Below are 25043 nucleotides of genomic sequence, written 5' to 3' on the forward strand. Positions count from 1 at the left end.
ATCAGCAATCTTACTTGCTGACAGCGTCCTTCAGGCCCTTGCCCGGCTTGAAACGCACGGATGTGGAAGCCGGAATGTCGATTTCTTCCCCAGTGCGCGGGTTGCGACCCTTGGCAGCCTTGCGAGTGGCTGTCACGAAGCTGCCGAAGCCTACCAGACGAACTTCCTGCCCTTTGGCCAGTGTCTTCTCGATCGTACCGAACACGGCATCCACGACATCACCAGCCTTTGCCTTGGGAAGATCAGCGGCCTCGGCAACAGAAGCAATAAGTTCCTGCTTGTTCAGAGGTTTCTCCATGGTAAGCCTTTCCAATGGTTGGGTGAGACGGCCCCGGAAAGGGGCCAGAATCACATATTGCAATTTACATCTGCACTATGAAGCGGTTTTCGCCCGCGTCAACAGGTGGAGGGCAAGATACCCTCACTTAGTGCCGAATTGAGCGAGAAATTCCTTCCCCGTTTGCCTTCTTGCTTTTTGTTCCTGCCACATGGCTTGCAGGCAAGGCTTTGGGAGATGATGTCAAGGCAATATTCAACACCTCATCCATGTGCTGCACGGGGATGATTTCCAGCCCCTGCTTCACATTCTCCGGGATCTCGGCGAGGTCTTTAACATTCATCTCCGGGATCATCACCGTCTTGATGCCAGCACGAAGGGCCGCCAGAAGCTTCTCCTTCAGCCCACCAATTTCCAGCACACGACCACGCAGAGTTACTTCCCCCGTCATGGCCACGTCATGCCGCACGGGAATGCGTGTCAGCACACTGACCATCGATGTTGTCAGGGCAGAACCGGCAGAAGGCCCATCCTTAGGGACCGCTCCTTCCGGCAGATGCACATGAATATCCGTTTTCTCCAGCACGGCCGGATCAATACCGAAATCTTCCGCACGGGACTTCACGTAAGAGAACGCCGCAGAGACACTCTCTTTCATCACGTCACCAAGCTTACCCGTGTGACGGATCGTGCCCTTACCGGGCATGGTCAGGCTCTCGATGGTTAGAATCTCACCACCAACCTGTGTCCATGCCAGACCTGTCACGATACCGACCTGATCTTCCTGATCGGCCTCGCTATGGCGATAACGGGGCACGCCAGCGTAAGTCTCCAGCGTATCCGGCGTGACTTCAACTTTCTTGACCTTGCCAGACATGATCTCACGCACGGCCTTACGGGCCAGACGAGCAATCATCCGTTCCAGATTACGCACACCAGCTTCCCGTGTGTAGGAACGGATCAGAGCCAGCAGCGCCTCATCTGTTACATGCCATTCACCGGGCTTCAGGGCATGTTCCTTCGCCTGCTTCTCCAGAAGGTGCCGCTTGGCAATCTCCAGCTTCTCATCTTCCGTGTAACCGGACAGGCGGATGATCTCCATACGGTCCAGCAGCGGCTGAGGCATGTCGAGCGAGTTTGCCGTGGCGATGAACATGATATTGGACAGATCATATTCTACCTCAAGGTAGTGATCCCCGAACGTATTGTTCTGTTCCGGGTCCAGCACCTCCAGCAGAGCAGAAGACGGATCACCACGCCAGTCGGAACCGAGCTTATCCACTTCATCCAGCAGGAACAGCGGGTTACTGACACCAGCCTTCTTGACGCCCTGAATGATCTTGCCCGGCATGGCCCCGATATAAGTCCGCCGATGACCACGGATTTCGGACTCATCCTTCATGCCGCCCAAGGATACACGGACATATTTCCGGCCTGTTGCTCTGGCAATGGAGCGGGCCAGAGAGGTCTTACCAACACCCGGAGGACCAACCAGACAGAGAATCGGACCCTTCAGCTTCTTCGCACGGCTCTGAACGGCCAGATATTCAAGGATACGCTCCTTGATCTTCTCCAGCCCGTAATGATCGGCTTCCAGAACATCTTCTGCCTTCTGGAGCGACTTGATCAGCTTGGACTGCTTCTTCCACGGCAGACCGACCAGCCAGTCCAGATAGCTGCGAACGACCGTACCTTCAGCGGACATGGGGCTCATGTTGCGCAGCTTTTTCAGCTCGCCACGGGCCTTTTCCTTGGCTTCCTGACTGAGCCCCTGAGATTCGATCTTGTCCTCGATCTCACCCAGCTCGTCACGCCCATCCTCGCCCTCACCCAGTTCCTTCTGAATGGCCTTCATCTGCTCATTCAGATAATATTCCCGCTGGGTCTTCTCCATCTGCTTCTTCACACGACTGCGGATGCGCTTCTCCACCTGAAGAACGTCAATTTCCGCTTCCATCCCTGCAAAGATACGCTCCAGCCTTTCTTCAACAGAAAGAGTTTCCAGAAGCTCCTGTCTCTCCGGAATGCGTAGGTTGAGATGGCTGGCGATCGTGTCTGCCAGACGGGACGGGTCTTCCAGCTGACTGACAGACGCCAGAACCTCTGGGGCCACCTTCTTGTTCAGGCGGGCATAATCCTCAAAGCGTTTCATGGCCGAACGGGCCAGAGCCTCACGCTCGCCATCCCGCCCACTCAGCTCGTCAGGCAGGTCCTCAACTGAACTCTGGAAATAGCCATCCTGTTCCTTCAGACCGACCAGACGGACACGGCGCAGCCCTTCCACAAGAACCTTCACCGTTCCATCAGGCAGCTTCAGGAGCTGAAGCACGCTGGCAACGGTCCCGACACGAAACACATCATCAACAGTCGGCTCGTCCTTGCCCACATCCTTCTGGGAGACGAGGATAATCTCACGCCCATCATCAGGCATCTGGTCCAGCGCATGGATGGATTTTTCACGCCCGACAAAGAGCGGCACAATCATATGCGGAAAAACAACAATATTCCGCAACGGCAGCACGGGCAGAACAGGCTTTGCAGCACGAACCGTGCTGGTCTCGCTCTCTATCTTGAGGGTCTCAACCTTGGCCTTGGCAGTGACAGCCTTCTTGCGAGGGGTAACCGTCTTCTTAGATTCCTTCACCTTACCTGCGGCGGCACTAGTGGAGGATGCACGCCGGGTCCGGGTTGTTGTAGTCTTGTTACCCGTCTTTTTGCTTTCAGTCGTCTTACGCCGGACTGTCTTTGGTTTTTTTTCGTCACTCATGCTTCAGGATCTCCATAACGGACGATCAAACCCTTACCGCCCTACATGAAAGGCACGGCAAAGGCTCTTTCATTCTTGATCTCTATGTGGGGTATCAGGGTATGGGGGACAATACCCTGCCGCCATGAAGTGCCGGCAGAAAGGAGAAATCTGCCAGCATCTTCCCGTCAGTCAGCCACGTTTTCTTCACTGGCCGGCTGATCGTGGACATAAACGGGCTCCGCCTTACCCTCGGCCACGTCACGATTAACAACAACCTTTTTGACGTTCTTTCTACCCGGCAGGTCAAACATCGTTTCCATCAGGATTTTCTCCATAATGGAACGCAGGCCACGAGCCCCCGTCTGCCGCTCAATCGCACGGGCGGCGATCCCCTTAATGGCATCTTCCTCAAACTCCAGCTCAACCCCTTCCATCTGGAAAAGGCGCTGATACTGTTTGACCAGAGCGTTCTTCGGCTCTGTCAGAATCTGCACCAGAGCGGCCTCATCAAGGTCATTCAGCGTGGCAATGACGGGAAGACGACCAATGAACTCAGGAATGAGACCATATTTCATGAGGTCTTCCGGCTCGATATCCCGCAGAATATCCCCCAACTTCCGATCATCCTCAGAGCGTACATCAGCACCAAAGCCGATCCCGCTCCCTTTGCCACGAGCACTGATGACCTTATCCAGCCCAGCAAAAGCCCCGCCACAGATGAAAAGCATGTTGGTCGTGTCGACCTGCACAAACTCCTGCTGAGGATGCTTGCGGCCACCCTGCGGCGGCACGGAAGCCACGGTGCCTTCCATCAGTTTCAACAGAGCCTGCTGCACCCCCTCACCGGATACGTCACGGGTGATAGAAGGATTCTCAGCCTTGCGTGAAATCTTGTCGATCTCATCAATATAGACAATGCCCCGCTGAGCCCGTTCCACATTGTAATCACAGGCCTGAAGAAGCTTGAGAATGATGTTCTCGACATCCTCCCCCACATAGCCTGCTTCCGTCAGGGTCGTGGCATCAGCCATAGTGAAGGGCACATCCAGAATACGGGCCAGTGTCTGGGCCAGCAGAGTCTTACCCGTACCTGTCGGGCCAATCAGCATAATATTGGCCTTGCCGATCTCAACATCGCCGGCTTTCTCAGCCTGCTCAAGGCGCTTGTAATGATTATGCACAGCGACAGAAAGCACCTTCTTGGCGTCACTCTGGCCAATGACATAATCATTGAGAATCTGGCAGATCTCACGGGGAGTTGGCACTCCCTCACCGCTGGTTACAGGGCCTGTGCCACGCTCCTCCCGGATAATGTCCGTGCACAGCTCAACACATTCATTACAGATGAATACGGTCGGACCGGCGATGAGTTTCTTCACCTCATGCTGGGATTTACCACAGAATGAACAATAAAGCGTATTCTTGGAGTCGCTATCTTTTCCGCTCATTACAGCTCCTCAAACCCGTATGGGAAACGGGTATGTTCAGACCTCTGAATGCCCTGCCAGAACAATCAGATCAGGCCCCTTTCGTCTCTGTGGGATGTCGTACCACCACCTCATCCACCAGCCCGAATTCTTTGGCTTCCGTGGCGGAAAGGTAACGGTCACGCTCCAGAGCTTCTTCAATCTCCTCCAGAGCACGACCTGTATGTTCACGATAAATCTCATTCAGGCGGCGGCGTATCTGAAGGATCTCACGAGCCTGAATCTCAATATCCGAAGCCTGACCCTGCGCCCCACCGGAAGGCTGATGCACCATCACACGGGCATTTGGCAGACAGAAGCGCCGACCAGCTTCACCAGCCGCCAGAAGCAGCGACCCCATAGATGCTGCCTGACCAATACAGACCGTGCTGACGGGTGAGCGGATATACTGCATGGTATCGTACATCGCCAGACCAGCCGAAACCACACCGCCGGGACTATTGATGTAGAAGGAAATTTCCTTGGTTGGGCTGACGCTCTCCAGATAAAGCAGCTGGGCGCAGATCAATGAAGACACCTGATCGTAGACAGGGCCTGTCAGAAAGATGATGCGCTCCTGCAGAAGCCGGGAATAGATGTCGAAAGAGCGTTCACCCCGTGAGGTCTGCTCAACCACCATTGGAACAAGCGTGTTATTGAACACATCCAGAGGATTACGATCTTCAATGCCCATAGGTATTTTCCTTTACAGCTCCCCTTAGCCTAGCACAGCACACCTGCCCCTGTCTTTGCACAGATGAGAGTAGAATGGGCTTAAGCCAGTGGCCTCTCCCTGCCAAGAGCAAAAAAAAGGGGCAGCGGCTGCTGCCCCTTTTCCAGTCAGCATGACAATCAGTCAGCGTCCGGCATGGCTGCCAGTTCTTCTGCTGTCACTTCCTTCTCTGTTACCTCGGCCAGCTCGATCAGATAATCAACGACCTTGTTCTCCAGAATCGGGCCACGCAGGCTTTCGATAGCCTGAGGATTCTTCGTGAAGAACTCGAACACCATCTGTTCCTGACCCGGATAACGGCGTGCTTCCTGCTGCATGGCAGCCAGCAGTTCTTCCTGAGAAATCTGGATCTCCTGCTTGCGACCAATTTCAGCCAGCAACAGACCAAGCTTCACACGGCGTTCTGCAATGTTGCGGTAGTCAGCACGCAGTGTTTCTTCGTCCTTGGCGGCATCTTTCTCATCGAGGCTGCCATTCTTGCGTTCTTCCTCGATGCGGCTCCAGATCTGGCCAAACTCAGCATCAACCATGCTGGCCGGAGCTTCAAAATCCACCTTCTCAGCCAGAGCATCCAGCAGGTCACGCTTGATGCGCATACGGGAGAGCTGCTTATACTCACCCTCAGCCTGCTCGGTGATGAGCTTGCGCATCTGCTCAACGCTCTCCAGCCCGAGGGACTTGGCGAATTCGTCATCAATGGCCGGATTCACAGCCTTCTTCAGGGCATTTGCCTTGATCTCGAAGGTAGCTTCCTGACCCGCCAGTTCTTTGGCCTGATAATTCTCAGGGAATGTCACGGTGATAGTGCGTTCTTCGCCCGGCTTCATGCCTTCCATCTGCTCAGCGAAGCCCGGGATGAACCCTTCCCCACCGATCTCGACATTGACATCCTCGGCCGTACCGCCATCAAACGGTGTGCCGTCTTTCTTGCCAACGAAGTTGACATTCAGCACGTCACCCTTAACAGCTGGACGATCTTCTTCAACGGTCTCGAACTTACGGTTACGCTGCGCCACTTCGTTCAGAGCCTTCTCGATGACCTCATCGGCCACCTTGGCGCTGTAGCGTGTCAGCTTCGTGCCGGACATGTCGGGAGTCGGAATCTCAGGCAGGATTTCCATTTCCAGCGTGAACTCAAGGTCCTTGCCTTCAGTGCCAGCAGAAACGAGGTCAACCTTGGGCTGCATGGCGGGGCGAATATCACGCTCCTCCAGCAGGTTCCGGACGCTCTCCTGCACCAGCTTTTCCGTCACTTCAGCCTGAACGGATTCACCAAAACGCTGCTTGACGACAGCGGCAGGAACCTTGCCAGGACGGAAGCCAGGAAGCTTCACATCACGCCCCAGTTCGGCCAGACGGGCATCACAACGGCCCTGCAGGTCAGCAGCGGGGATAACTACGGTGAAGGACCGTTTCAGACCTTCGTTGAGTGTGGGCGTAACCTGCATGAATCCGCTATTCCTTCTCTATAAATCAGGGGATCACCAACATGGTGCATCAGGTGGAGAGTGCCGTGGTGCGGGCGGAGGGACTTGAACCCCCACAGCTTGCGCCACCAGAACCTAAATCTGGCGTGTCTACCAATTTCACCACGCCCGCATAATACCAGCCGGCCTGCTCTCCAGTATCTGGACCTATACGCTCAAGGCCAGACCCTTCATCGTCTGCGGATTTAGCGCATGAAACCCGCTGCGGCAAGGCCCCTCTCCCTGCATTTCCTTCATTTTTGAGAGAAATGCACACTTATCCCTCTCATGCCGGACAGGATGCCGCCTGTCGGGCCCGGCCTAGCTCATAAAAAAGATCTTCTGGCACGATCCAGCCTGCCTTCTTTTCCGCTGCCCTCTGTCCGGCTTCGCCATGAACCCAAACAGCCGCCGCTGCCGCCTCCCATGCTGGCATACCTGCCGCAAGAAACGCAGCGACAAGACCGCTCAGCACATCCCCTGCACCAGCCACCGCCAAAGCCGGCGTTGCATGAACATTCACAGCCACACGCCCATCCGGTGCAGCGATCAGCGTGTCCGCTCCCTTTAGAATCACCACCGTATCAAGCTCAGCCGCCGCCCGCCGTGCCGCATCCAGCCGACTGCCTGTAAGATCACCAAAAAGGCGTGAGAACTCACCCATATGCGGCGTAATGACAGAAACACCTTTTAAAGCTTCAGTCTTGCCGGCTGCCCATGACAGCGCACCTGCATCCGCCACAACCTGACGCCCAGCCTTCAGCAATAAGGGCAATGTCTGTTCGGCTTCTTCCATCCCAAGGCCGGGACCGCACACCCATACATGGCGCCGTTCATCCTTCAGGGCCTGCTCCAGCGGCTGCGTATCAACAATCGCCGCCGGTGATGCGAGTCGATATAAGAGCGCCGCATCGGATGGGACTGTCAGCCGCACCAACCCCGCCCCGACATGGCGAGCAGCCTCAAACGCAAACAGCGCTGCACCGTGCATCTCTGCACCACCGCAAATACTGACCACACCCCGCTTATATTTGTGATCATCCGCTGCCTGAACAGGAATGCTCCACAAAGATGGACCGTTCTCCCAAACGCGCACATCCATCTCCGCCATAATGGCTTCCGGAATAGCCAGATCTGCACAGACGACCTCACCACAAATCTCACGACCCGGTGACAGAAGGTGCCCCGGCCTTTTACGGATCAAGGCAATGCTCATCCAGCACGGTGTCACCTGCCCCCTGACTGCGCCAGTAGCTCCATCGAGGCCAGACGGAACGTCAATGGCAACAATTTGCCCTGCCGCTGCAAAAAACCGTTCAACAGCTTCTGGTAAGTCCCGATTCATGCCCGCACCAAAAACGGCATCAATCACAAGGTCAGCCTGCTGAGCTTCTTCTGGCACAAAAGGCACCATAGCCCCCTTCCAGCGCCGTGCCATCTGATCCGCCAGACTACCCTCCCGTGGCAACTGAAAAGAAGCCACGCTGACAGGCCACCCCCATTCTGACAGATAGCGGGCAGCCACATACCCATCCCCACCATTATTCCCCGGACCACATGCCACCAAAACACGACAAGGACGCCTGTGCTGGCGGATTAGCCGGGCCACCATCATACCCGCCCGCTCCATGACCATAGGAAGAATCGAGGCCATTTCACGATCCATACGCTGCGTGTCTTCCGGGCTCAAAAGAGCCGAAGCCAATGCTTTCCCGCACTGAAAACAGGACATAACGGAATCTTCCCTTTATAAGACATGACCGATCATTCATTCAGTTACACATCATGGATTGACTATGACCAGCTCCCTTACATGGGGTCTCATCCTCGCCCTGCACCTTCTCTGCATCACCTATTGGGTTGGCGGGGCCATCTTCTGTCTCCAGTCCCGCCGCACCACCCGTCTGCTGGAAGCCCAACAGGCCAGCACTGTACTACTCCAGACATATGGCCGTTTCCTCAAGGCGCTCTGCCATGTGGTTCCTCTGGCCGTCCTGACCGGGATTGCCCTCATCATCCACGCAGGGGCCTACCTGCCATGGCCGTTCCATCTCATGGCGCTCTGCGGCGTTGTCATGATCGGGATCTTCCTGAGCATGCTGTTTGGTCCGCTGAAGGCCGCACGCCGTGCCATCCGCCCACAGCCCCAGCTTTTCACGAGCCTGCACCGGCGGGCGGCCCTCATGGCCATTATTGGCATCATTGCGATCATCGCAGGGGCTCTGGGTGGCGGGGCCTGACCTCCTCCACCTTCATCAACTGAAAAGCTGTCTATCTTGCCAAAAAAGGCATTTAACGATAACGAACGGTAATGAACCGGGAATTATGGAACCTCCACTTTCCCGGTCATCTTCCATCTGCCCGACAGGGTGCCGGGCAGTCCGACCCGTAACAGAAACATTCCGAGAGTCATTTGAGCAGTAAACCATCCTCTGGTCCGTCCAAAACCCGCAGCAGCGCCAGCCGCACGCGGAAAACGTCCTCTACCCGCACGAAGACACCCCGTACCGGGACAGAAACCGGGATGGAACAGCCAGTAGATGATGCCGTGCAGAATGAGGAAGCGACCCCGGCCGCTCCCAAAACAGCCCGCCGCCGTACGGCAGCCAGCACCAGAAAAAAAGCCTCTGCCGCTTCCGTACCAGTCGAGACGGCTACGCCAGCAGACTCTGACGATGAAAATGCGGAAAAACCAAAACGCACGGTTCGCCGCCGCAGCGTGAAGACAAAAACCGAAGAAAACGCCTCGCCTGAAAAGGTTAAGGACGCAGCCGAGCCCGTCAAGAAGCCTGTGAGGCGGACCCGCCGGAAAGCTGCCACCGAAACGCCAGAAGCCGACAGCGTGACGGAAGATGCACAGGCCGCTGTGTCGGAAGCAGAAGCACCATCTCGTGCCCGCAAGGCACCGACACGCCGCAAATCTGCGACTGGCACAACAAAAGCCGCCAGCAGCCGCACCAAAAAAGCGGAAACCGAGGCTTCCAGCACAGAGACTGAAGAAAAGAAACCGGCCAAAACGACACGTACACGCCGGAAGAAGGTCGCCGAAGCTGAAGATGCTGCTCCCGTAACAGACACCGAGGCTGACGAGACAGCAGAGGCTAAGCCTGCAAAGAAAACCACTCGGCGCCGCACAACAGTCAAGACAACCGATGCAGAGGCATCCACCTCTACGACTGAGGAAAAGAAGCCTGCTGCAAAACCTGCCCGCCGCCGGAAAGCCGCCCCCAAACCAGAACCAGAGACTGAGGAGGTCCTCCCTCAGGACACTCCCGCCAGCGTAACGAAAGACGTGCTGGAAACGGATGACCGTATCCGCTTCAGCGATCTTGCCCTATCCCAGCCTATTCTCCGAGCTGTCGAGGAAATGGGCTATACACACCCAACACCGATTCAGGCGCAGGCCGTGCCGGAGATTCTGGCAGGGCGTGACGTTCTGGGCGTTGCACAGACAGGAACCGGAAAAACGGCGTCCTTTACCCTGCCCATGCTGGAGAAACTCTCAAAATCCCGTGCTCGGGCCCGGATGCCTCGCTCGCTGATTCTTGAGCCAACCCGTGAGCTGGCCCTTCAGGTGGCCGAGAACTTCAAGCAGTATGGTGCGCATCTTCGCCTTACCCATGCCCTGCTGATCGGCGGCGGAAAGATGAATGAACAGCGGGAGCTGCTCAACCGTGGGGTTGATGTTCTCATCGCCACACCGGGGCGCCTGCTCGACATGTTCGAGCGTGGTGGCCTGCTGATGACGCAAACGGACCTGCTTGTCATTGATGAAGCAGACCGGATGCTGGATATGGGCTTCATCCCCGATATCGAGCGCATTGTGGGCCTGCTACCCAAGCGGCGCCAGACACTTTTCTTCTCCGCCACCATGGCACCGGAGATTCGCCGTCTGGCTGATGACTTCCTGAATAACCCCAAGGAAATCACCGTAGCCCGCCAGTCTTCCGTTGCCAGCACCATCACCGAAGGGCTGCTGGTTGTAGAGAAGAAAGATAAGAACCGTGCCCTCTGCGCCCTGCTGCGGCAGGATGATGTGCAGAACGCCATCATCTTCTGCAACCGCAAGCGTGATGTGGACATGCTGGAGAGCCATCTGACACGACAGAAATTCTCTGTCGGCCATCTGCATGGCGATCTAACACAGGACCTGCGTTTTGAGACGCTGGAACGCTTCCGCACAGGTGACCTCCAGATTCTGGTCTGCTCGGATGTTGCTGCCCGTGGTATCGATATTGGCGGGCTTTCCCACGTCTTCAATTATGACCTGCCTTTCAATGCGGAAGACTATGTCCACCGCATTGGCCGCACAGGCCGTGCAGGCAAGGAAGGCAAAGCCTACAGCTTGGCCACACCAGATGAGCAGAAGCTGCTCGAAGCGGTCGAAACTCTGACGGGTAAGACCATCGAGCCTGTGGCCGTGAAAGGTTTCCGTCATCTTGAATGGCGTGGTGAAGAAGAAAACGCACCAGCTCCCGGTAAGCCTGAAAATAAGGAACGTCATCGGGGCGGCAAGGGTAAAAAACCTTCCGATGCCAAGCAGGAGGAGCGCCCTGCCCGCAAGAAGCAGGCGGAACGTGACCCTCTGCCGGAAGCCCGCAAACATGACCACAAGCAGCGCTCTGGTCGTGCCGAACTTCTTCCCCCTGTGCCGGAAAAGAACGGGATTCAGGATGGCTTTGGCGAGAATGTACCGGCCTTCATGAAGGTCAGCTTCCTGCCGGAACCGCGCGATCCGTCTGACGCATGATAGGAACCTCCATGCAGATTCATGCCACTGTCGAACAGCTTGGCCGTTCGGGAGACGGGATGGTGCGGCACGATGGGCAGGTCTGGTACATCCCCGGCACATTGCCGGGCGAGCGGCTTCACCTGCGCTTCCATAATGGTCAGGTAGAGCTACTGGAGCGGGAAAGCTCCTCTCCCCACCGTGTAGCCCCTCCCTGTTCCCTCTCTGAACGCTGCGGAGGCTGTGCTCTCCAGCATATGGACCAGACCGCCCTTCTGGATTGGAAAAAGGATCACGTCCAGCGGGCTCTGAACAAAGGCGGTTTTACAGACCTGCCTGAGCCCACTCTGTACCAGACGCCTCCTCACAGCCGCCAACGGCTTGACGTGGCCCTGCAACGGGTACCGGGGGGTATGGTTCTTGGACTGCATCAGCGAGGTGGCGATCCGGTGGACATGACAGAATGTCCCCTCATCCGCCCGGAACTGTTTGATCTGCTCCAACCCCTCCGCCAGTGCCTATCCTCTCTTGGCGCTCTGACAGGGCGTGGCAATCTGGCCATCAATCTTCTGGAAAGTGGCCCTGATCTCACACTGGAAACTCCGTCTCCTCTCAGCGGGTCCGACAGGGAGAAGCTGGCCGCTTTTGCACGGGAACATCACATCCCCCGCATCACATGGCGTCCGGCTCCCGGCAAGGTGATGGAAACGGCGGCTCAGTCTGGGCCGGTTTTTCATCATTTTGGGGGTGTGAAGATCTCTCCGCCTCCGGCCAGTTTCCTTCAGGCCAGTCAGGAAGGAGAACGGGCCATCTGCGAGGCGGTTCTCGCCGGTCTGCCTCCACTGAACCGGAAAGACCGAATCATTGAGCTTTACGCCGGTTGCGGCACCCTGACCTTTCCATTAGCTCAACACGGATTCGTACAGGCCTATGAAGGCGATAAAGCCGCCATTGCCGCCCTGCGTGTAGCCACCCATGGCAGCCGTGCCGAAGGATTCGAGCGGGATCTGAATCGTCAGCCCCTTCTACCGCCGGAACTAAACCAAGCCCGTGTGGTCATGCTGGACCCGCCTTATGCCGGTACCGGCAAACAGCTTGCTTCCCTCCTGCGCTCTAAAGTGCAGGATATGGTTTATGTGAGCTGCAACCCGGCTGCACTGGAAAAGGAACTCCCAGCCCTGAAACAGGCTGGCTTTGCCGTGCTGTCATGGACCGTGATCGACCAGTTTCTCTGGTCCACGGAAGTGGAGACCGTACTGGTTCTTTCCAGAGACCCCAAACGCATCCGCAAGGCCGAAAAAAAGCGGAAGGGATAATCTCCCTTCCGCTTCATCCTTGCAAAGCAGCTTTCACGATCAAACGTGAAAGCTTTCCCCACAGCCGCAACGGCCTTTTTCATTGGGATTGGTGAAGGTAAAGCCTGACTCCAGCTCCTTCACCTCATAATCCATGACCGTCCCGATCAGGAACAGCGTGGCCTTGCTGTCCACAAGCAAGGTCAGACCGTGATCCTCGATCCGCTCGTCCCCCTTCTGGATTTCCGGGACGAAATTCATTTCATAGGACATACCGGAACAGCCACGCTTGCCCACGCTGATACGCAGGAATTTTCCCTGTTCGGCTCCTTCGTACAGAGCCTTAAGACGGGCAGCGGCACGGTCGGTCATGGTCATCAAAGGTGGCAGGCTGCGTTTAGGGGCAGTATCTGTCATGAAAGTTACCCTCCCGGTTCCAGTTTCCAGCGTTTGCAATCAGAACATATTCAGGGCCAGACGAGCATTGTCGCTCATCCGGCTCATATCCCACGGTGGATCCCATACCACCTTGACGGTCACTTCCCGCACGGTCGGAACAGACAGCACGGCATAACGCACCATCTGGGGCAGCTCCTGTGCACTGGGGCAGTTCGGTGCCGTAAGAGACATCTCAATATCCACACGCCCGTCATCATGCAGGTCGATGGCGTAAATCAGCCCCAGCTCATACACATTGACCGGGATTTCCGGGTCAAAAACGGTCTCAATAGCAGCGATGACTTCATCCTGCTGCGGCGGAGCATCCACAGGCGGCGGAACAAGCTCCTCCTGCCCCTCATAGGCCTGCTCCCGTGTCGGAACAGACGGCCCAGCGGGAACAGTCTCCTCCACAGCGGGAGAAACCGCTTCTTCTCTGATCTTCAGGTCGTCTGCTTCTCTCATGATGTCCTCACGCAAGTAAGGCACGCGCACGCTCAATGCCATGGGCCAGAGCGTCTATCTCGTCACGTGTCGTATAAATGGCAAAACTGGCTCTAGCGGTGGCCTGCACTCCAAGCTCCTGCATCAGCGGTTCCGCACAATGCTGTCCGGCACGGATGGCAATCCCCTGCTGATCCAGCAGAACGGCCAGATCATGAGGATGGGCCCCCTCCACCTCGAGCGAGAACACACCGCCCCGCTCTACCGGGTTACCCATGATGCGCACTCCATCCGTCTTTTCAAGCACTGTCTGGGCATAAGCGACCAGATCACGCTCATGCGCCTCAATCGCCTCCGCCCCCAGACTTTCCACGAAACGGATGGCCGCCCCAAGACCCAGAACCTCCAGAATGGCTGGCGTACCGGCCTCGAACTTATGCGGCACATCCGCCCATGTCGCTTTCTCGAACGAGACGGACTGGATCATGTCGCCACCACCAAGGAAAGGCGGCATTTCCTCCAACAGAGGCAACTTTCCCCAAAGGATGCCAACCCCCGTCGGGCCATAAAGCTTATGGCCGGTAAAGACGAAGAAATCCGCTCCCAGAGCCTGCACGTCCACCCTGCGGTGCACGATGGACTGGGAGCCATCAACGATGATCTTTGCTCCATAACGATGCGCCAGCTCTGCCAGCTTCGTTACGGGGGTGATGGTCCCCAGCACGTTGGACATATGCGTGACCGAGACCAGAGCCACCCGGCCATCCCGCAGCAGCTCCTCATAGGCGGCAAGGTCAATGTCACCATCCGCATTGATCGGCGCAACACGCAGCTCAATGCCCAGACGGTCCCGCAGCATAAGCCACGGCACGATGTTGGCATGATGTTCCAGCGCAGAAATCAATACGGCCTGACCGGGCTTCAGCTGGTTCCCCAGCGAATGGGCCAAAAGATTGAGGCCTTCCGTACTATTCTTGGTAAAGACAATCTCCCGCCGGTCTGCCGCATTCAGGAAACGGGCCACATCATCCCGCACAGCCTCATAGGCCTGCGTGGTCCGTTCGCTCATATCGTACAGACCACGGTGAATATTGGCGTAACAATGCCGTGCCGCTTCACCCATGGCCTCTATGACGCAATCCGGCTTCTGGGCGGAAGCCGCACTATCCAGAAAGACCAGCGGGCGACCATGAGCCGTTTCGGAAAGAATGGGGAAGCGGGCACGCACGTTATCAAACATGGCCGGGCAATGCCTTCAGCAGATAATCACGCAGGCTTTCATGCTCAACCAGCTCTACCGTTTCCAGCAGGAAGGCCTGAACCAGCAGGTCACGGGCCTGCTCCTCCTGAACACCACGGGAACGGAGATAAAACAGCTGATCTTCATCCAGTGCACCAACGGTTGCCCCGTGGCTGCACTTAACGTCATCAGCGTAAATCTCAAGCTCCGGCTTGCTGTTCATCTGCGCCTTTTCGGAAAGGAGCAGAGCCTGATTCATCTGGTAGCCATCGGTCTTCTGGGCAATCTGATCCACCAGAATCTTGCCCTGAAACACACCCTGTCCGTTTTCAGACAGCACCGTCCGCACCGTCTGGCGGGATGTGCAGTCCGGCGAAGCATGATGGATCATAGAGGACAGATCATTCAGCCGGCTGCCATCAACGAGCTGGATGGCATTGACATTCGTGTTGCTGAACGGACCGGAAAGCTGGCTGACCACCTCCTGACGAGCCAGCACACCACCCTGATTGAGGGTGAAGCTGTCATAATTGCCACGCTCACCAATACAGGCACCAATGATCCCCAGACGGGCAGCCTCACGGCTTTCCGCCTGATGCGTGACATGGCTGAGATGGGCATTGTCCGCACAATGAACATCCATCTGCGGGTTCGTCAGATACTGTCCTTCACCAAGCTGGATATCCAACAGGGTCAGAGACGCCCCTTCATCCAGCGTGACACTGTGATGAAGGTGAGTGGAGACACCATTTCCTTCTGTCAGACTGACCATGACGATCAGACCGGCATCTTTCCCGGCCGGAACATGCAGCCGTGCCCCCGGCTGGCGCAGGGCCGCATTCAGCCCCGCAGAGAAACGCCCAGCCAGAAGCGGCTGTACGGCAGAACCATCACCATATTCCTGCACATCCATGCAGGCTGGCAGATGAGACAGAGCCTTACAGAACCGCCCATTGGCAAAAACAAGCAGACCATCATGCTTCGGCAGGGCCAGCCCATCCACACGCTGCTTCACGGCAGCATCATCAAGGGCCGGTGCGGCCTGCCATGCGACACCATTCAGGGACTGAAGCGGCGTATAATGCCATGCTTCAACCCGCCTTGTCGGCAGCCCTTCCGTCCCCAGCAGGGCTGCACGCTCCCCGGCACGACCCGTCAGGGCCTGCCAGGCTGCTGCATTGTTCTCACTCACGCTGCTGCCTCAAGAAACTGTTTGTAGCCCTGTTTTTCCAGCAGGGTGGCCACTTCCGGCCCGCCACTATGGATGATGCGGCCATGCGCCATGACATGCACACGGTCCGGCACGATATAGTCCAAAAGACGCTGATGATGAGTAATCACCAGAGAGGAGAAATCCGGCCCACGCAGGGAATTGACGCCATCTGCCACGATGCGCAGCGCATCAATATCCAGCCCGCTATCCGTCTCGTCCAGAATGGCAAGTGACGGCTTGAGCAGACGCATCTGAAGCACTTCGTTGCGCTTCTTCTCACCACCGGAGAAGCCGACATTCACGGCACGCTTAAGCATCTCGCCGGACATGGAAAGACGGGCCGTTTCCTCCCGTGCCAGCTTGAGGAAGGACACCGCATCCAGCTCCTCCTCACCACGGGCCTTGCGCACAGCATTTACGGCTGTCCGCAGGAAGTTGGCGTTATTGACACCCGGCAGCTCCACAGGGGACTGGAAAGCCAGAAACACGCCCAGCGCAGCACGTTCTTCCGGTTCCAGCTCCAGCAGGTCCTGTCCCTTGAAGTGAGCGGACCCACCCGTCACCTCATAATCCTCACGTCCTGCCAGAACGTAAGACAGCGTGGATTTACCGGACCCGTTCGGCCCCATGATGGCATGGACTTCCCCCTTGGGGATCGTCAGGTCCAGACCCTTCAGAATTTCCTTGGGGGTTCCGTCAGCATCGATCTGGGCTTTCAGCCCTTCAATCTTCAGAAAATCACTCATAGCTTAACCCACGCTCCCTTCCAGACTGATCTGAAGCAGCTTCTGTGCTTCCACAGCAAATTCCATCGGAAGTTCCTTGAGGACTTCCCGGCAGAAACCGTTCACGATCAGGCCAACGGCTTCTTCTTCTGAAAAACCACGAGACCGGCAATAGAAGAGCTGGTCCTCGGAAATCTTGGATGTTGTCGCCTCATGCTCGACACGGGCACTCATGTTGCGGCTCTCGATATAGGGAACCGTATGGGCACCGCACTGATTGCCGATCAGCAGGCTGTCACACTGCGTAAAGTTACGGCCATTACGGGCCTTGGGCTGCATACGGACCAGTCCACGATAGGTACTGTCCGACTTCCCGGCAGAGATGGTCTTGGCCACAATGGTGGACCGTGTATCCGGGGCAAGATGGATCATCTTCGTGCCCGTGTCGGCCTGCTGGTGCCCATTGGTCACGGCAACGGAATAGAACTCACCGACCGACCCCTTCCCCGCCAGAATGCAGGATGGATACTTCCATGTGATGGCAGAGCCGGTTTCCACCTGTGTCCATGAGATGCGGGCACGGTCACCTTTGCAGATGCCCCGCTTGGTCACGAAGTTATAGATACCGCCCTTGCCGTTTTCATCACCCGGATACCAGTTCTGCACCGTGGAATATTTGATGAAGGCATCTTCCATCGCCACCAGCTCAACCACAGCAGCATGAAGCTGGTTCTCATCACGCTGCGGAGCCGTGCATCCCTCCAGATAGGATACGGTAGCCTGATCCTCGGCAATGATCAGCGTCCGCTCAAATTGCCCGGTGTTACGGGCATTGATGCGGAAATAGGTGGACAGTTCCATCGGGCAGCGCACCCCTTTGGGCACATAAACGAAGGAACCATCGGTAAAGACGGCCGAGTTCAGGGCCGAGAAGAAATTATCAGCAACAGGCACGACCGTGCCCAGATATTTCTTCACCAACTCGGGATGTTCGATAATCGCCTCGGAGATCGGGCAGAAAATCACGCCTGCTTCAGCCAGCGTCTTGCGGAAGGTTGTTGCCACGGAGACGCTGTCAAACACGGCGTCAACAGCCACAGGCGTTTTCTGGCCTGCACCTTCCACACCAGCCAGCATCTCCTGCTCGTGAAGCGGAATGCCAAGCTTCTCGTAGGTCTTCAGCAGCTCGGGATCGACTTCATCAAGGCTTTTCGGACCGGGCTTCTTCTTGGGCTGAGCGAAATAATGGGCATCCTGATAATCAATCGGCGGATGTTTGATCTTTGCCCAATTCGGCTCGCTCATTTCCTGCCACGCACGGAAGGCCTTCAGTCGCCATTCCAGCATCCACTGAGGCTCTTTCTTGCGAGCGGAAATCAGCCGGACGATGTCCTCATTCAACCCTTTCGGGGCGAGGTCCATCTCCACATTCGTCTCAAAACCCCATTCGTAATTGGACTTGGCCAGTTTCTCAACGGCTTCACGGGTTTCCGACACAGCCGGCATGACATCCTCCCTGTTTCTCAGGCCTATGCATTGTCGCTTCCGCCGAGGTGGCAGAGGACGGATCAAATTTCAGATCGGGGTTGGCCATATCTGCCAGAGTAATGGTCTCCAGAGCCTGACGGACCGCTCCATTAACCATATCCCACTGCCCGGACAGGCCGCAGGTTTCCCCATGTGCACATTCCTTGCCATCACAGCAGGCCGTCACACAGATGGGACCATCCACAACGGTAATGACCCGTGCCACGGAGATGTCTTTCAACGCCTCCGCCAGACGATACCCGCCCCGTGCACCACGATAGGACACGACCAGCCCACCGGCTGCCAGTCCCTTCAGCAGCTTGGCAACTGTTGGTTCGGGCACGCCGGTCTCCTGTGCCAGAGAGGCGGCGGTAGCCAGATCGCCACGCACACCCAAGCGCACAAGAACAACAGTTGCATAGTCAGCCAGTTTGGACAGTCTCAGCACAATGAAAAACCTACAGCCTGTATCAATGATTCTTAATTTAAGACCCTACTGGTCCCCATTCAAGGAAGTGACCCATATTTTTCTTAGGGTCAAGCTTTATGTAATGCTTATCCACGGCGCCCCTCCAGTCTTCATCATGGGACGAGAATAAGGAGCAAGGCTTCCAGTACCGCTCCTACCACAAAACCGACCACAGTGCCATTAACACGGATATAAGCCAGGTCCTTCCCGATGCCGGACTCCAACCGGGATGACAGGCTCTCCGCATCCCAGCGTCCCACCACACGGGCAATCATTCCCGCTACATTCCGCTGCATCTGCGGCAGGGCCTGAAGAACAGCCTGACGAACCGCCTGATCTAACTGACTGGAGAGCTCCGTCTTATTTTCCAGCATCTCCACCAACTGCTGATAAGCCGTCTTCAGGGCTTGCATGTTCAGCCCATCATCACGCCGGCTATCATCTTCCACCATCTGGCACAGGCGCCGCCACAGCCCTCCGCTCCATTCTTTCACACTATCGTGAGAGAAAAAGGCTGCAATACTATCCATCAGATCATGGGCACTCTGCGGGTCTTCATCCAGATCACGGAGTTTTCTCCGTACCCAACGGGTAAAACCGTGCCTGATTTCAGAATCCATCGGGTCCACCCGGCTTAGCTCCGCTTTTAGAGCCGTAAGCACCTGCGTAGCTACTGAGGTTCCAATCGCCCAACCGATTAGACGCCCTCCCTGCTCCCGTACCCGCCGCTCCACGAAATGATGGAGGTCCGCTTCCTTCGTACTGACCAGCTCCTTGAACTGAGCAAGAAAGAACGAAAAAACTTCCTGATGCACATCGCCATCTACCATGGCTCGCAGGCCCCTGATGACCAGCGCCGTGATGTCATCCCGTTTCATCAGGGTTGGAAACAGGCTGACCAGAAAGGAACTGCCCCGTCCATCACCCATCCGCTCCAGCATGGCAGGGGCCAGCCCCCGCAAATGCCGAAGCAAACGCTCCTCTGTTTCTTCCTTCTTAAGAAGGCAAGCCAGAGCGGCAGGCAGGTCAGTACGCTCCAGCAGTCGCAGCATTTCTTCTTCCGTCAGAAAATGCTCGACCATGAAACGCCCAAGCGCCTCCCCCAGCTGGGCCTTACGCTGTGGCAGGATAGCCGTATGTGGAATGGGTAAGCCCAGCGGATGCCGGAACAGGGCCGTAACGGCAAACCAGTCTGCCACCCCTCCCACAACACCCGCCTGACTGCCCGCACGCAGCATTTCCAGCCAGATGGACGGACCAAAAAGCTTCTGCCAAAGGCTCAGCCGGCTAATGACTGCCAGCAGGGACGCCCCCACCAGCAGCAGAGTGGCCCAGAGAGAAACCCGATTTTTACGCGCTGGAACGGACATAATAACGGACTGACTCCTCAACACCGTCTTGCACGGGGCTGAGCACAGTCCCCGTCATTTCAAGAAAATACCAGCAGAACACAGGCAAAACAGACGGAAAACACTTCTTAACAACACTTGGCGCATTACCATAATTAAGCCTATACAGGAACGACCGTGCCGGTGCAGTGAGCCACTGCTCTCCTCCCGGCTGACATGAGATCAAGACCAAGCGAGACTGTTCCCCATGCCAGATTGCGCCTCCCAGACTGACGCATCGCCTGCCGAACTGATTGAATCCTGCGCCACAACACTGAAGCGCACACCACATGAGCTTTCCAGCCTGATCATTTCCATTGCGGAAAAAACAGGGCAGGAAAATGGGCTGGAAACAATCGGTCAGGCCATCCGTCTGTTGCGGGACCGCAACTTTGTAACCCGTGCCGATGCCCTGCGCCGCTATATCGGGCTGGAACGTGATGGTGCGGAGTGCCCACCAGAGCCACGCCTCCGTAAAGTAGCCGAACAGCTTGTTGCCCAAGCACGGACACCGGAAGACCTTGCCTCTACCGGCTTTGCGGCGGTCTTCACCGCTCACCCGACCTTTGCACTGGCCAATGACGTTTACGAACTTCTGGCCCGCCGTGCAGAAGACCCCGCCTGCCCGGTGCCGTCCCTGCCAAGCCATCGCCGTCAGGCTCCCCCCACGCTGGATGAAGAACAGTCTCTTGCTCTTGCCGCTATCACCCGTGGGCGTGATGCGCTGGACAAGCTGGCAGCAGAAATCTTTCAGGCCGCCCGCCGCCGCTGGCCCGATACCGAAGAACTGACCCCGGCCCCTGTTCGCCTCGCAAGCTGGGTCGGGTTCGATACGGATGGCCGTAACGATATTGGCTGGTGGGATACCATCCGTATTCGTCTGGGCCTCAAAATCGCCCAGCTGGAACGCCTGCTCGAAGGGCTGGACAAGATCGGCCTGAAAGAATCTGCCCTCGGCAAGCGGGTTGAGTCCGCCCTGCATGCCACGCAGAAACAGCGTGATGCCTGCCCCCGCTCCGTCCCCGGCCAGACCATGCAGCCGGAAGACATTGCCCGTTTCTCCCATATTCTCATTGATCTGCGGGAAACAGCTCTCCTCAGTGCCGAAGACCTGCTTCCCCTGTTCCGGGATGAGGCGGCAAAACTGGATAACGCCACAGCCCAGCAACTGGACGTCATCCGCACAGGTTTCCTGAATCACGGGCTGGGACTGTCCCACATCCATACCCGCCTCAATGCGGCACAGATTTACAACGTGGCCCGCACACGACTGGGCCTGACCGATGACCCAACCCTGCCGTTCCATCGCCGGGCATTGCTCTCCCATATTGATGCCGCCATGGATAATCTGAAGCCACTGGCCATTGATTTCGGGGCGTTGCTGGTAGAGCCCAGTGCGGCATCACGCCTGATGATGACCATGGCGCAGATCCTCAAGCATGTTGATTCTGGGTCACCCATTCGCTTCCTGATCGCCGAAACAGAAAGTGGCTATACGCTGCTTGCTACGCTCTGGCTGGCCCGCCTGTTTGGAATCCGGGACGACCAGATCGAAATCTCCCCACTCTTTGAAACAGAAACAGCCTTGGAGAACGGGGAAGAAATTCTGGAAGAAGCCTTCCGTTCTCCCCACTGGCGAGCTTATCTCCGGGCTAATGGCCGTCTCTCGCTTCAGTTCGGCTATTCGGATTCCGGGCGTTATGTCGGCCAGCTGGCCGCTGGGCCTATGGTCGAACGGCTGCGCCTGCGTACGCTGGAGCTGATGAAAGAGCATGGGCTGGACGATATCGCCCTGACCATGTTCGATACACATGGTGAAAGCATCGGTCGTGGTGCCCATCCTTTCAGCCTGAAAGAACGTCTGGAATATTTCTCTCCGGCCAATACACGCCATGCCCTGCATGAGGCAGGCATTACAAGCCGAGTTGAAGCGGCTTTCCAAGGGGGAGATGGCTACCTCTCTTTCGGAACGGACAAGCTTGCTTCCTCCACCATTGCTACACTGGCCGAGTTCGTAGCCTCACAGGGGGAACCCATTGCGAAAGACAAGCTGAATGACCCGCTTTTCAGCAAGCCTGATTTCGCCATGGATTTCTTCTCCACCATTGCCTTGAAAATGGGCGATCTGGTGAATGACCCCGGCTATACTGCTCTGCTAAGTGCCTTCGGCCCTGCGTTGGTGGACAAAACTGGCTCTCGTCCCTCTGCCCGCCAGTCCGATACGGCTCGGGTGACACGCATCACCCATCCCAGCCAGATACGGGCCATCCCTAATAATGCTATCCTCCAGCAGCTGGGCTGGTGGGCCAATGTTCTGCATGGTCTCGGTGGGGCAGCCCGCCGCCATACGGAACAGTTTGAACAGCTTCGCCATAGCTCACCCCGCTTCCGCCAGCTGATGGATTTTGCCTCTCAGGCCCTGAAACATTCAGACCTTGATGTGCTGCGGGCCACCATCCATCAGCTGGACCCCGGCACATGGCTGAACCGTGCAGCAGACTGCGACAATGCTGATGAGCGGGTTCACTTCCTCAATATCGCCCGTGATCTGGAGGAGCTGGAATTTTGGAAAAGTGTCCCGGCTCTGTTCCGCCGTATCCAGCGGGAAGACATCGCCCTGCGTTCTGCGTGGCCGGAAGCGCCCCGCATGGATGTGGATGAAAAACTGCTGCATGTCATCCGCTTTGCCCTGATGGATCGTATCTGGACACTGGGAACACACATTCCCTATTTCGGCCCTCGTGGCGGCCTGACACGAGAAGCCATCACAACGCTCATTCTCTGCCTTGACGTCCCACGGGCACTACGCCTTCTGGATGATCTGTTCCCCATCACTGCCCCCAGCATTGCTGATCTTGATTTCGGGGAACCCGGCGGGGCCGGTGTAGCACAGGGCTTTGCCCGTGAGCATCGGGAAATCTTCCAGCCACTGCGAGACGCTTTCGACCTCCTTCGGGAAGTCGGCGTGGCCATCATGCACGCCAATCACTGCTTCGGCTGATGTAACTACGTCAGAATAACAGACCTACAAAAAGGGCCTCTTTCTCTCCCGGAAAGAGGCCCTTTTCACATCTGATTCATTAGAGCTCAGAGTTCCCTACACCAAATATTTTCAATCCTGCCGCCAAGGGCCTCAATGGCCTTAAAACTGGCCTGAACATGCTCCGAGGCCAGATGCGCCTGAAGGCTGGCTTCATCCGCCCATTCCTCATTAAGCGTGAAGACACCTTCTGTCTCTTTGTCCTCATACGCCACAAAGCGAAGGCAGCCCTCATCCTGCCGTGACCTCTGCACAATCTTTCTGAAAAGGTCTCTCGCTTGATTATGATGGGCTACCGGGAAACGGATAATCGCCGTCACACAGTCTTTATTGTTCATGTCCTCAAACCTTTGGCTCTTCTTTCCAGATACCTTCCCTCGTGCGGCGCAGAGCGATCCCCGGCACGAAATCAGGCCGCCAAATCTTGGGTACGCCGACCTTCTGGGACAGATAGATACCCGTATGGCCGGAACAGAGATAGGCGATGAAACAGCCTGTCGCATAATAGACGATATTCGTCCCCCCAAAGAGTTCCACCCCCATAACCGTACAGGCCAGCGGCGTATTCACGGCACCACCGAACACGGCCACCATGCCCACACCCGCCAGAAGATCACCAGGCACACCCAACACAGGCGCAAGAGCGTTCCCCAGCCCTGCCCCAACAAAGAACAGAGGCGTGACTTCACCCCCTTTATACCCTGTGGCAAGAGCAATGACGGTGAAGACCAGCTTCAGCAGCCAGCTCCAGTCATAATGGGCCGTACTGAAGAAATTGACGATGGAGGCCCCTCCTGCTTCCGGAGCCATGACACCCAACCCCAGATAATCCCGTGTTCCCAGAAGCCAGACCAGCAGAATGGTCGCCACGCCACCAATGGCAGGCTGCAACCACGGTGTCGGGCAGATTTTCTTGATGATGGGGCTGAGCCTGTACACACCTTCCGCAAAAGCACGGCTGGCAAAGCCAAAGGCTACGGCAGCAATGGCAACCTTCACCCACAATACGGCATCAACATGAAACGGTACCTGCCCCGGTGCTGCAAGCCCCTTGAAGGTAACAGGATAGACAGCGTGATGAATCCCCCACTGATGGCATGTCCAGTCTGCAATGATGGACGTCACCGCCACAGGGAGCAAAGCTGAATAATCCAATGCACCAAGGGTCAAAACTTCCAGCCCAAAGACAGCCCCCGTAATGGGCGTGCCATACACGGCCCCCAGACCGGACGCCACACCGGCCGTTAGAAGGATACTCGTGCTGCGTTTATCCAACCGGAACCATGTAGCAAAACTGCTGGCAAGACTGCCCCCCATCTGTACGGCAGTTCCTTCTCGCCCCACGGACGCCCCAAAAAGATGACTAACAACCGTCCCGATAAAGACCAGCGGCGCCATACGCAGGGGAACCCCTTCTGATGGCTTATGGATCTCATCAATAATCAAGTTATTGCCACCACCAGCACGGCCGCCCCACCAATAATAGGACAGGGCCACAGCCACACCAGCAAAGGGCAACCCATACAGAATGGCCGGATGAACAAAACGATAATGCGTCACCCACTCCAACATCCAGAGGAACAAGGCGCAAGAACTACCTACGACCACGGCCAGAGGCACAAGCAGGCCCAGCCAGCGCAGAAGATTCAACAAAAAAGAGACGATTTCTTTAAAAGGCGGCATGACAGACTCCCTCACCAGTCCCTCCATATACGCTATGGAAGGCATTATTGGCAGGAATCATCAGCCTTTCCCGATGAACCGGGTGGCGGTTCGGCCATTCTGGCCCGGTGGTAATCCATCACCTTTTTTCAAGGAAACACCATCATACGACCGTCTGTCAA

The 25043-nt window shown here is 56.6% G+C and carries 20 protein-coding genes, 1 tRNA gene and 1 riboswitch; of the genes, 4 read left to right on the forward strand and 17 right to left on the reverse strand.

All coding sequences use genetic code 11. The features are described 5' to 3' along the window. Nucleotides 1–10: 10 nt before the first annotated feature. The 7 genes from NQF86_RS03975 to NQF86_RS04005 form a co-directional block, all read right to left on the reverse strand. The gene (locus NQF86_RS03975) at nt 11–298 is read right to left on the reverse strand and encodes an HU family DNA-binding protein (RefSeq protein WP_043559910.1); all 288 of its coding nucleotides are present in this window, start codon (nt 296–298) and stop codon (nt 11–13) included. 127 nt (nt 299–425) lie between these two features. Continuing rightward, the gene (gene lon, locus NQF86_RS03980) at nt 426–3044 is read right to left on the reverse strand and encodes an endopeptidase La (protein WP_266116292.1); all 2619 of its coding nucleotides are present in this window, start codon (nt 3042–3044) and stop codon (nt 426–428) included. Between the two features lie 167 nt (nt 3045–3211). Next, entirely contained in the window at nt 3212–4474 is a 1263-nt protein-coding gene (gene clpX, locus NQF86_RS03985; RefSeq protein WP_266116293.1) for an ATP-dependent Clp protease ATP-binding subunit ClpX, read from the reverse strand. Between the two features lie 70 nt (nt 4475–4544). After that, the gene (locus tag NQF86_RS03990) at nt 4545–5186 is read right to left on the reverse strand and encodes an ATP-dependent Clp protease proteolytic subunit (protein WP_266116294.1); all 642 of its coding nucleotides are present in this window, start codon (nt 5184–5186) and stop codon (nt 4545–4547) included. A 158-nt stretch (nt 5187–5344) separates the two neighbouring features. After that, nucleotides 5345–6673, reverse strand: a complete 1329-nt coding sequence (tig, locus tag NQF86_RS03995; RefSeq protein WP_266116295.1) for a trigger factor — start codon at nt 6671–6673, stop codon at nt 5345–5347. A 66-nt stretch (nt 6674–6739) separates the two neighbouring features. Further along, nucleotides 6740–6824 (reverse strand) — tRNA-Leu (locus NQF86_RS04000). 153 nt (nt 6825–6977) lie between these two features. Next, complete coding sequence (locus NQF86_RS04005; protein ID WP_266116296.1) at nt 6978–8423, reverse strand: NAD(P)H-hydrate dehydratase; 1446 nt, start codon at nt 8421–8423, stop codon at nt 6978–6980. Between the two features lie 64 nt (nt 8424–8487). On the opposite strand from NQF86_RS04005, the gene NQF86_RS04010 reads away from it, so the two are divergent. The 3 genes from NQF86_RS04010 to NQF86_RS04020 all read left to right on the forward strand — a co-directional run bounded on the left by NQF86_RS04010 (nt 8488) and on the right by NQF86_RS04020 (nt 12736). Then, nucleotides 8488–8931, forward strand: a complete 444-nt coding sequence (locus NQF86_RS04010; protein ID WP_266116297.1) for a hypothetical protein — start codon at nt 8488–8490, stop codon at nt 8929–8931. Nucleotides 8932–9104: 173 nt separating this feature from the next. After that, nucleotides 9105–11441, forward strand: a complete 2337-nt coding sequence (locus tag NQF86_RS04015) for a DEAD/DEAH box helicase (protein ID WP_407652851.1) — start codon at nt 9105–9107, stop codon at nt 11439–11441. 11 nt (nt 11442–11452) lie between these two features. Further along, nucleotides 11453–12736 carry a class I SAM-dependent RNA methyltransferase gene (locus tag NQF86_RS04020; RefSeq protein WP_266116298.1) on the forward strand — a complete coding sequence of 428 codons (1284 nt, stop codon included), beginning with the start codon at nt 11453–11455 and terminating at the stop codon, nt 12734–12736. 39 nt (nt 12737–12775) lie between these two features. Here NQF86_RS04020 and NQF86_RS04025 read toward each other — a convergent pair whose 3' ends face one another. The 8 genes from NQF86_RS04025 to NQF86_RS04060 form a co-directional block, all read right to left on the reverse strand. Continuing rightward, nucleotides 12776–13132 (reverse strand): HesB/IscA family protein, encoded by a 357-nt coding sequence (locus tag NQF86_RS04025; RefSeq protein ID WP_077395666.1) that lies wholly within the window; start codon nt 13130–13132, stop codon nt 12776–12778. A 39-nt stretch (nt 13133–13171) separates the two neighbouring features. Further along, entirely contained in the window at nt 13172–13618 is a 447-nt protein-coding gene (locus NQF86_RS04030; protein WP_266116299.1) for an SUF system Fe-S cluster assembly protein, read from the reverse strand. A 7-nt stretch (nt 13619–13625) separates the two neighbouring features. After that, nucleotides 13626–14837 carry a cysteine desulfurase gene (locus tag NQF86_RS04035; RefSeq protein ID WP_266116300.1) on the reverse strand — a complete coding sequence of 404 codons (1212 nt, stop codon included), beginning with the start codon at nt 14835–14837 and terminating at the stop codon, nt 13626–13628. Further along, the gene (gene sufD, locus NQF86_RS04040) at nt 14830–16029 is read right to left on the reverse strand and encodes a Fe-S cluster assembly protein SufD (RefSeq protein ID WP_266116301.1); all 1200 of its coding nucleotides are present in this window, start codon (nt 16027–16029) and stop codon (nt 14830–14832) included. The genes NQF86_RS04035 and sufD overlap by 8 nt, the downstream gene beginning before the upstream one ends. Further along, nucleotides 16026–16796, reverse strand: coding sequence for a Fe-S cluster assembly ATPase SufC (gene sufC / locus NQF86_RS04045; protein ID WP_266116302.1), 771 nt, complete (start codon nt 16794–16796; stop codon nt 16026–16028). Before sufC ends, sufD begins: the two co-directional genes overlap by 4 nt. A gap of 3 nt (nt 16797–16799) precedes the next feature. Further along, nucleotides 16800–18281 carry a Fe-S cluster assembly protein SufB gene (gene sufB / locus NQF86_RS04050; RefSeq protein WP_266116303.1) on the reverse strand — a complete coding sequence of 494 codons (1482 nt, stop codon included), beginning with the start codon at nt 18279–18281 and terminating at the stop codon, nt 16800–16802. Further along, on the reverse strand, nt 18256–18750 hold the full coding sequence (locus NQF86_RS04055) for an SUF system Fe-S cluster assembly regulator (RefSeq protein ID WP_266116304.1): 495 nt from the start codon (nt 18748–18750) through the stop codon (nt 18256–18258). The genes sufB and NQF86_RS04055 overlap by 26 nt, the downstream gene beginning before the upstream one ends. A gap of 134 nt (nt 18751–18884) precedes the next feature. Next, nucleotides 18885–20141 (reverse strand): DUF445 domain-containing protein, encoded by a 1257-nt coding sequence (locus NQF86_RS04060; protein WP_266116305.1) that lies wholly within the window; start codon nt 20139–20141, stop codon nt 18885–18887. A 226-nt stretch (nt 20142–20367) separates the two neighbouring features. Between NQF86_RS04060 and NQF86_RS04065 the strand changes: the two genes are divergently transcribed. After that, nucleotides 20368–23160, forward strand: coding sequence for a phosphoenolpyruvate carboxylase (locus NQF86_RS04065; protein WP_266116306.1), 2793 nt, complete (start codon nt 20368–20370; stop codon nt 23158–23160). Between the two features lie 86 nt (nt 23161–23246). Here NQF86_RS04065 and NQF86_RS04070 read toward each other — a convergent pair whose 3' ends face one another. Together NQF86_RS04070 and NQF86_RS04075 are read right to left on the reverse strand one after the other, a co-directional pair. Beyond that, nucleotides 23247–23537 carry a putative quinol monooxygenase gene (locus NQF86_RS04070; protein WP_266116307.1) on the reverse strand — a complete coding sequence of 97 codons (291 nt, stop codon included), beginning with the start codon at nt 23535–23537 and terminating at the stop codon, nt 23247–23249. A 4-nt stretch (nt 23538–23541) separates the two neighbouring features. Next, nucleotides 23542–24882: a voltage-gated chloride channel family protein gene (locus NQF86_RS04075; RefSeq protein WP_266116308.1), complete on the reverse strand. Its 1341-nt coding sequence runs from the start codon at nt 24880–24882 to the stop codon at nt 23542–23544. Between the two features lie 44 nt (nt 24883–24926). Continuing rightward, nucleotides 24927–25014: riboswitch (Fluoride riboswitch) on the reverse strand. Nucleotides 25015–25043: the final 29 nt, after the last annotated feature.

Origin of the sequence: Bombella pluederhausensis, from assembly GCF_026385525.1 — a bacterium.
In the GTDB taxonomy this organism is placed as follows: Bacteria; Pseudomonadota; Alphaproteobacteria; order Acetobacterales; family Acetobacteraceae; genus Bombella; species Bombella pluederhausensis.